Here is an 8,429-nt window from a genome sequence, read left to right as displayed (position 1 = left end):
GCGTCCGGGAGTCGGCCCTTGCCGTTGAGCGCGTCGGAGACAGTCGTGATGGAGACCCCGGCGGCGGCGGCCACGTCCCGGATGCCTGCCCGGCCCTGCCGGCTTCCCCGGGTCTGTGCCCGGCTCACCTGGTGCTTCCCTGCTGCTGTCATGGCGAGCCGATAGTAGGGCGATGAGGGGCGGTCGGGACGGCCGCATATGCAGGCATTGACAGGCACGTTTCTGCATGGTCGAACGGGCTCAAGACACCGTGAATCGAAGGTAGTTGGGGATTCTGTCGTGTGATCCATGACCATCCAGCGGTGTAGGCCTGGCGAGGGGGCGAGGTCTCGAAGAGGTCTCAACTCACCTCTACGGGGGACGCGCGCCACGGCGCCCGCCACCGGCGCACGCCACCCGTTTGCGCGCTCCCCCCTCTCCGGGGGAGGGGCCGCCGCGGGGCCGGGGCCGTATCCACAGCGTGTCCCTCCTGTTGTCCACAGCCCATTCGCAGCGGAGGGGAATCCTCTTAAGGTGAGGAGTATTGGCGGTACGGACGGTCGAGGAGGCCACACTGTGAGCGAGACCAGCGGGACGAGCACCGGCAGCCCCAAGCTGCGCGCCGAGCTGGACGGCGTCCCCACCTACAAGCCGGGCAAGCCGGCCGCCGCGGGCGGGCCCGTGGCCTTCAAGCTGTCCTCCAACGAGAACCCCTACCCGCCGCTGCCGGGGGTCATGGAGACCACCCTCGCCGCCGCCGCGAACTTCAACCGCTACCCGGACATGGCCTGCACCGGCCTGATGGAGGAGCTGGCGAACCGCTTCGGCGTGCCCGTCTCCCACCTGGCCACCGGCACCGGCTCGGTCGGCGTCGCCCAGTCGCTGCTCCAGGCCACCTCGGGCCCCGGCGACGAGGTGATCTACGCCTGGCGCTCCTTCGAGGCGTACCCGATCATCACGCAGATCAGCGGGGCCACCTCCGTGCAGGTGCCGCTGACCGAGGGCGAGGTGCACGACCTCGACGCGATGGCCGAGGCGATCACCGACCGGACCCGGCTGATCTTCGTCTGCAACCCCAACAACCCCACGGGCACCGCGGTGCGCCGGGCGGAGCTGGAGCGCTTCCTGGACCGGGTGCCCTCCGACGTCCTGGTCGTGATCGACGAGGCGTACCGGGAGTTCGTCCGCGACGCCGAGATCCCGGACGGCATCGAGCTGTACCGCGACCGGCCGAACGTGGCCGTGCTGCGCACCTTCTCCAAGGCGTACGGCCTGGCGGGGCTGCGGGTCGGTTTCGCGGTCGCCCACGAGCCCGTCGCGGCGGCGCTGCGCAAGACGGCGGTGCCGTTCGGCGTGAGCCAGCTGGCGCAGGACGCGGCGGTGGCCTCGCTGCGGGCCGAGGACGAACTGCTCGGTCGGGTCGGCTCGTTGGTGGCCGAGCGCGAGCGGGTCCATGCGGGGCTCGTGGCCCAGGGCTGGACCGTGCCGGACACCCAGGCGAACTTCGTCTGGCTGCGGCTCGGCGAGCGGACCATGGACTTCGCGGCGGAGTGCGAGCGGCACGGCGTGATGGTGCGGCCGTTCGCGGGCGAGGGCGTGCGCGTCACGATCGGTGAGTGCGAGGCGAACGACCTGTTCCTGAAGGCGGCGGAGGGCTTCCGCAAGTAACGCAGGTAGGGCTGATCGGCAAGGTCTGATCAACAAGGGCTGATCAGCGAGGTCTGATCAACAAGGGCTGATCAGCGAGGTCTGATCGGCCGAGTCCTAGACGAGCTCCACGCGGATCGGGTCGCCGTCCCTGACGGTGGCCAGGATCCGCGGGTCGCCGTCCAGCGCGCCCAGCAGATTGCAGGGGCTCGCGAGCCGGCACTCGTCGCCCCGTGAGATCGGGGTGGGGCCGTAGGGGAGGGCGAGCGCGTCGCCGTCCGTCCAGAAGGCCACGGTGCCAGGCTCGACGACCTGGCGCGCGTCGTCCTCGACCGAGGCCGAGACCGGCGTGTCGAAGTAGACCTCCTCGCCCCAGGTTCGGGCGGTGGAGGAGATCGGGAGGACTCCCGCGAGCGCCTTGCTCGTGGGGGTCTCCTCAAGGGTGGCCGTGGTGTGTCCGGCCGGCCAGCTGATGCGTATCCGAAGGGTCATGCCCGGATTCAACAATATGTTGAAGGTCCTGGGAAGAGGTGACCTTCGAGTAGGGGACCCCACTCTTACGTACGGATTTCGTATGAGCCATAATGCTTGTGAATGTGAACGCGTTCACAAGCGTGTCCTGCTTCCTCCCTGTATGGGGGGAACCCGCCAGGCAGACTGCCCGCTGTGACCACGTCGAGTAAGGAGAAGACGACGTGAACCTAGCTTTGGCGCCGGAGACACTGGCGCGCTGGCAGTTCGGCATCACCACCGTCTACCACTTCCTGTTCGTACCCCTGACGATCTCGCTTGCCGCGCTCACCGCCGGCATCCAGACCGCCTGGGTCCGTACGGGCAAGGAGAAGTACCTCAGGGCGACGAAGTTCTGGGGCAAGCTCTTCCTGATCAACATCGCCATGGGTGTGGTCACCGGCATCGTGCAGGAGTTCCAGTTCGGCATGAACTGGTCCGACTACTCCCGGTTCGTCGGAGACATCTTCGGTGCCCCGCTCGCCTTCGAGGCGCTCATCGCCTTCTTCTTCGAGTCGACCTTCATCGGTCTGTGGATCTTCGGCTGGGACAAGCTGCCGAAGAAGATCCACCTCGCCTGCATCTGGATGGTGTCGATCGGCACCATCCTCTCCGCGTACTTCATCCTGGCGGCCAACTCCTGGATGCAGCACCCCGTGGGCTACCGGATCAACGAGGAGCGCGGCCGGGCGGAGCTCACCGACTTCTGGCACGTGCTCACGCAGAACACCGCGCTCACCCAGTTCTTCCACACGATCACGGCGGCGTTCCTGGTCGGCGGTGCGTTCATGGTGGGTATCTCCGCTTTCCACCTGGCACGCAAGAAGCACATCCCGGTCATGCGGACCTCGCTGCGGATCGGTCTGATCACCCTGATCATCGCCGGCCTCGGCACCGCCATCAGCGGCGACCTGCTCGGCAAGGTCATGTTCAAGCAGCAGCCGATGAAGATGGCCGCCGCCGAGGCGCTCTGGGACGGCGAGGCGCCCGCACCCTTCTCGGTCTTCGCCTACGGCGACGTCGAGAAGGGCCACAACACGGTCGCCATAGAGATCCCGGGCCTGCTGTCCTTCCTCGCGAACGACGACTTCAGCTCGTACGTCCCGGGCATCAACGACGTGAACAAGTCCGAGCAGGAGAAGTTCGGGCCCGGCGACTACCGGCCCAACATCCCCGTCGCCTACTGGGGCTTCCGGTGGATGATCGGCTTCGGCATGACCTCGCTGGGCCTCGGCATCCTCGGCCTCTGGCTGACCCGGAAGAAGTTCATGCTGGCACCGGGGATGCGGACCGGTGAGGACGAAGTGCCGAATCTGGTCCTGTTCAAGCGGAAGGCGCTGAGCCCCCGCCTGGGCAAGTGGTACTGGATCGTCGCCCTCTGGACGATGGCGTTCCCCCTGATCGCCAACTCCTGGGGCTGGATCTTCACGGAGATGGGCCGTCAGCCCTGGGTCGTCTACGGCGTGCTGCGGACCCGTGACGCGGTCTCCCCCGGTGTCTCCCAGGGCGAGGTCCTCACCTCGATGATCGTCTTCACCACCCTCTACGCGATCCTCGCCGTCGTCGAGGTCAAGCTCCTCGTCAAGTACGTCAAGGCAGGGCCGCCGGAGCTCACCGAGGACGACCTCAACCCGCCCACCAAGATCGGCGGGGACTCTCGTGACCCCGACCGCCCGATGGCCTTCTCGTACTGAGGCTCAGGAGATCGAGGCATGGAACTCCACGACGTCTGGTTCGTACTCATCGCCGTCCTCTGGATCGGCTACTTCTTCCTCGAAGGCTTCGACTTCGGGGTCGGCATCCTGACCAAGCTCCTGGCCCGGGACCGGGCCGAGAAGCGGGTCCTCATCAACACCATCGGACCCGTCTGGGACGGCAACGAGGTGTGGCTGCTCACCGCCGGCGGAGCGACCTTCGCCGCGTTCCCCGAGTGGTACGCGACGCTGTTCTCCGGCTTCTACCTGCCGCTGCTGATCATCCTGGTCTGCCTGATCGTCCGGGGCGTCGCCTTCGAGTACCGGGCGAAGCGGCCCGAGGAGAACTGGCAGCGCAACTGGGAGCAGGCCATCTTCTGGACCTCGCTGATCCCCGCGCTCCTCTGGGGCGTGGCCTTCGGCAACATCGTCCGGGGCGTGAAGATCGACGGCGACATGGAGTACGTCGGCACCTTCTGGGACCTGCTCAACCCGTACGCGCTCCTCGGCGGCCTGGTCACGCTCACCCTCTTCACCTTCCACGGCGCGGTCTTCGCCTCGCTCAAGACGGTCGGTGACATCCGGGAGCGGGCACGGGCGCTCGCGCTCAAGCTGGGTCTGGTCACGGCCGTGCTCGCCCTGGGCTTCCTGATCTGGACCCAGGTCGACACGGGAGACAGCTGGAGCCTCGCGGCGATGCTGGTCGCGGTGGTGGCGCTCGTCGGCGCCATCGCCGCCATCAAGGCGGGGCGCGAGGGCTGGTCGTTCGCGCTCTCGGGCGTCACGATCGCCGCAGCGGTGGCGATGCTCTTCCTCGCGCTCTTCCCGGACGTCATGCCCTCTTCGCTCAACCCGGAGTGGAGCCTTACCGTGACGAACGCGTCGTCGAGCCCGTACACGCTCAAGATCATGACCTGGTGCGCGGCGATCGCGACCCCGCTGGTGCTGCTCTACCAGAGCTGGACCTACTGGGTGTTCCGCAAGCGCATCGGTACGCAGCACATCGCCGACGCCCACTAGGGCTGACGCTCACCGCTCACTAGAGGGGCATGTTTCACGTGAAACCGATCGATCCGCGCCTGCTCCGGTACGCCAGGGCCACCCGTCTCTTCCTGATCGCGGTGGTCGCGCTCGGCCTCGTCGGAGCGGCGCTGGTCATCGCCCAGGCGATGCTCATCGCCGAGATCGTGGTGGGGGCCTTCCAGAAGGCCCAGTCGGTTTCCGATCTGACCACGCCCCTGCTGCTGCTCGCCGGAGTGGCGGTGGCGCGGGGGCTGGTCACCTGGCTGACCGAGCTCGCCGCCCACCGGGCGAGCGCGGCGGTCAAGTCCGAACTCCGCGGCCGGCTCCTCGGCCGCGCTGCCGCCCTCGGGCCGGGGTGGCTCAGCGGCCAGAAGGCCGGCTCGCTGATCGCCCTCGCCACGCGGGGCGTGGACGCCCTCGACGACTACTTCGCCCGCTATCTGCCGCAGCTGGGTCTCGCGGTGGTCGTGCCGGTGGCGGTCCTGGCCCGGATCGTCACCGAGGACTGGGTCTCGGCGGCGATCATCGTCGTCACGCTGCCGCTCATCCCGGTCTTCATGATCCTCATCGGCTGGTACACCCAGGCGCGGATGGACCGGCAGTGGAAGCTGCTGTCGCGGCTCTCCGGTCACTTCCTCGACGTGGTGGCCGGCCTTCCCACGCTCAAGATCTTCGGCCGGGCCAAGGCCCAGGCCGAGTCGATCCGCGCGATCACCTCGGAGTACCGCCGCGCGACCATGCGCACCCTGCGGATCGCGTTCATCTCCTCCTTCGCCCTGGAGCTGCTCGCGACGCTGTCGGTCGCGCTCGTCGCCGTGACCATCGGCATGCGGCTCGTCCACGGTGAGCTGGACCTGTACACCGGCCTCGTCATCCTGATCCTGGCGCCCGAGGCGTACCTCCCGTTGCGGCAGGTGGGGGCGCAGTACCACGCGGCGGCCGAGGGGCTCGCGGCGGCGGAGGAGATCTTCGACGTCCTGGAGCAGCCGGTACGGGAGGGCGGCACGGAGGCGGCGCCGGAGTCCGTACGGCTTGAGCTCGACGGCGTGACCGTGCGCCATGCGGGACGCACCGAGCCCTCGCTCGACGCGGCGACGCTGACGGTCGAGCCCGGCGAGACGGTGGCCCTGGTCGGGCCCAGCGGCGTCGGGAAGTCGACCCTGCTCGATGTCGTGCTCGGGTTCGCGGTGCCGGAGGAGGGCGGTTCGGTACGGGTCGGTGGCGTCGACCTGGGGTCGCTGGACCTGGAGGAGTGGCGGGCCCGGATCGCCTGGGTGCCGCAGCGGCCGTACCTCTTCGCGGGAACGGTCGCCGAGAACGTACAGCTCGCCCGGCCGGACGCCTCCGACGAGGCGGTTCGGGACGCCCTGCGGGACGCCGGGGCGGACGGGTTCGTCGCGGGGCTGCCGCAGGGGCTCGACACGGTCCTCGGCGAGGACGGCGCGGGGCTCTCGGCGGGGCAGCGGCAACGGCTCGCGCTCGCCCGGGCGTTCCTGGCGGACCGGCCGCTGCTGCTGCTCGACGAGCCGACGGCGGCGCTGGACGGTGCGACGGAGGCGGGGATCGTCGAGGCGGTCCGTCGCCTCGCGGCGGGGCGGACCGTGTTGCTGGTCGTGCATCGGCCGGCGTTGCTCGCGGTGGCGGACCGCGTGGTGAGCCTTGGCGGCAGCATGCCCGCTCCGTTTCACGTGGAACATTCGTCCTCGACGAGCCCGGTCGTGCAGGCGTCCACCGCCGGCTTCGTGGAAGAGGAACCCCTCACGAGCCCTGCCGGACAGGTGCCGGTGGCCTCCTCATCGGTGCTCGCGCGGGTCCGGGGGATGGCCGGGGAGCTCAAGGGGCGGATGGCGCTTGCCCTGTTGCTCGGGAGTCTCGCGCTCGGGTCCGCCGTCGGGCTCATGGCCGTGTCCGGGTGGCTCATCTCCCGGGCCTCCGAGCAGCCGCCCGTGCTCTATCTGATGGTCGCCGTCACCGCCACGCGCGCCTTCGGCATCGGCCGGGCCGTCTTCCGGTACGCCGAGCGGCTCGTCTCGCACGACGCCGTCCTGCGGATGCTCGCCGACCTGCGGGTCTCCGTCTACCGGCGCCTGGAGCGGATCGCCCCGGCCGGACTGCGCCGCACTCGGCGCGGTGACCTCCTCGCGCGGCTCGTCCAGGACGTCGACGCGCTCCAGGACTACTGGCTGCGCTGGCTGCTCCCGGCGGGCGCCGCGCTCCTCGTGGGCGTCGGTTCCGTCGGGTTCACCGCCTGGCTGCTGCCCGAGGCCGGAGCCGTCCTCGCCGTCGGCCTGCTCGTCGCCGGCGTCGCCGTGCCGGCGGCCGGCGGTGCACTGGCCCGCCGGGCCGAGCAGCGGCTCGCCCCCGCGCGCGGCGCCCTGGCCACCGCCGTGGCCGATCTGCTGCGCGGCTGCGCCGAACTGACCGTGGCCGGTGCGCTCCGGGGCAGGATCGAGCGGGCCAGGGACGCCGACCGCACCCTCACCTCCATCGCCTCCCGGCAGGCCGCCGCCAGCGCGCTCGGCGCCGGACTCTCGGCCCTGGTCTGCGGCCTGACGGTCGCGGCCGCCGCGCTCGTCGGCGTCCAGGCCGTCCGGGACGGACGGCTCGAAGGGGTGGCCCTCGCGGTGGTCGTCCTGACGCCGCTCGCCGCCTTCGAGGCCGTCACCGGGCTCCCGCTCGCCGTCCAGTACCGACAGCGGATCAAGCGCAGCGCCGAGCGGGTCTTCGAGGTGCTCGACGCCCCCGTCCCCGTACACGAGCCGGAGACGCCCGCCGCTCCCCCGGCGAGCCCGTTCCCGCTGGAGCTGGCCGGGCTCTCCGCCCGGCACGCCGGGCAGGAGGGGCCCGCACTCGACGGGTTCGCCCTCAGCCTGGAGGCCGGGCACCGCGTCGCGGTCGTCGGCGCCTCCGGTTCCGGCAAGACCACGCTCGCCCAGGTGCTGCTGCGCTTCCTGGACGTGGAGCACGGCACGTACCGGATCGGCGGAGTGCCCGCCCGGGAGCTCGACGGCGACGCGGTCCGCCGCCTCGTCGGCCTCTGCGCCCAGGACGCCCACCTCTTCGACAGCTCCGTCCGCGAGAACCTGCGGCTCGCCAAGGTCGGGGCCGACGACGAGGAGCTGCGCGAGGCACTGCGCCGGGCCCGGCTGCTCGACTGGGTCGACGGGCTGCCCGCCGGACTCGACACCCTCGTGGGCGAGCACGGTTCGCAGCTCTCCGGCGGACAGCGGCAGCGCCTCGCGCTCGCCCGGGCCCTCCTCGCCGACTTCCCGGTCCTCGTCCTCGACGAACCCGCCGAACACCTGGACCTGGCCACCGCCGACGCGCTCACCGACGACCTGCTCCGGGCCACCGAGGGCCGCACCACCGTCCTCATCACCCACCGGCTGCACGGTCTCGACGCCGTCGACGAGGTGGTGGTCCTCGACGAGGGCCGGACCGTGCAGCGCGGCCCGTACGCCGAACTCGCGGCGGTGGACGGCCCGCTGCGGCGGATGCTGGAGCAGGAACGGGCGACCGATCTGCTCGCCACGACAGGCGGCGGAGAGCGGCCGACTTTTCTCGCCAAATAGGACT

At 70.3% G+C, this 8,429-nt stretch carries 6 protein-coding genes; 4 read left to right on the top strand and 2 right to left on the bottom strand.

All coding sequences use genetic code 11. The features are described 5' to 3' along the window. Window positions 1–152, bottom strand: a 152-nt coding sequence (locus tag ACWGN5_RS08055) for a LacI family DNA-binding transcriptional regulator (protein WP_392159611.1), incomplete at its 3' end; no start/stop codon positions are given. A gap of 403 nt (window positions 153–555) precedes the next feature. On the opposite strand from ACWGN5_RS08055, the gene hisC reads away from it, so the two are divergent. After that, window positions 556–1,647 (top strand): histidinol-phosphate transaminase, encoded by a 1,092-nt coding sequence (gene hisC, locus ACWGN5_RS08050; RefSeq protein WP_453512265.1) that lies wholly within the window; start codon window positions 556–558, stop codon window positions 1,645–1,647. Between the two features lie 96 nt (window positions 1,648–1,743). On the opposite strand, the gene ACWGN5_RS08045 is transcribed toward hisC, so the two are convergent. After that, window positions 1,744–2,118: a cyclophilin-like fold protein gene (locus ACWGN5_RS08045; protein WP_453512263.1), complete on the bottom strand. Its 375-nt coding sequence runs from the start codon at window positions 2,116–2,118 to the stop codon at window positions 1,744–1,746. 203 nt (window positions 2,119–2,321) lie between these two features. Between ACWGN5_RS08045 and ACWGN5_RS08040 the strand changes: the two genes are divergently transcribed. Genes ACWGN5_RS08040 through cydD form a run of 3 tightly spaced genes read left to right on the top strand, consistent with a single transcriptional unit; the run spans window position 2,322 to window position 8,425 of the window. Further along, the gene (locus ACWGN5_RS08040) at window positions 2,322–3,830 is read left to right on the top strand and encodes a cytochrome ubiquinol oxidase subunit I (RefSeq protein WP_453512261.1); all 1,509 of its coding nucleotides are present in this window, start codon (window positions 2,322–2,324) and stop codon (window positions 3,828–3,830) included. Window positions 3,831–3,848: 18 nt separating this feature from the next. Then, window positions 3,849–4,850, top strand: a complete 1,002-nt coding sequence (gene cydB / locus ACWGN5_RS08035; protein WP_453512259.1) for a cytochrome d ubiquinol oxidase subunit II — start codon at window positions 3,849–3,851, stop codon at window positions 4,848–4,850. Between the two features lie 38 nt (window positions 4,851–4,888). Further along, window positions 4,889–8,425, top strand: a complete 3,537-nt coding sequence (cydD, locus tag ACWGN5_RS08030) for a thiol reductant ABC exporter subunit CydD (RefSeq protein ID WP_453512257.1) — start codon at window positions 4,889–4,891, stop codon at window positions 8,423–8,425. The last annotated feature ends 4 nt before the right edge of the window (window positions 8,426–8,429 follow it).

Source organism: Streptomyces sp. NPDC055815, assembly GCF_053616475.1.
This window is presented reverse-complemented; position numbering and strand designations above follow the sequence as displayed.

Excerpts from the sequence above, each read along its gene's own strand:
- ACWGN5_RS08045 (WP_453512263.1), bottom strand. The coding sequence starts at position 2,118 with ATGACCCTTCGGATACGCATCAGCTGGCCGGCCGGACACACCACGGCC.
- cydB (WP_453512259.1), top strand. The coding sequence starts at position 3,849 with ATGGAACTCCACGACGTCTGGTTCGTACTCATCGCCGTCCTCTGGATC.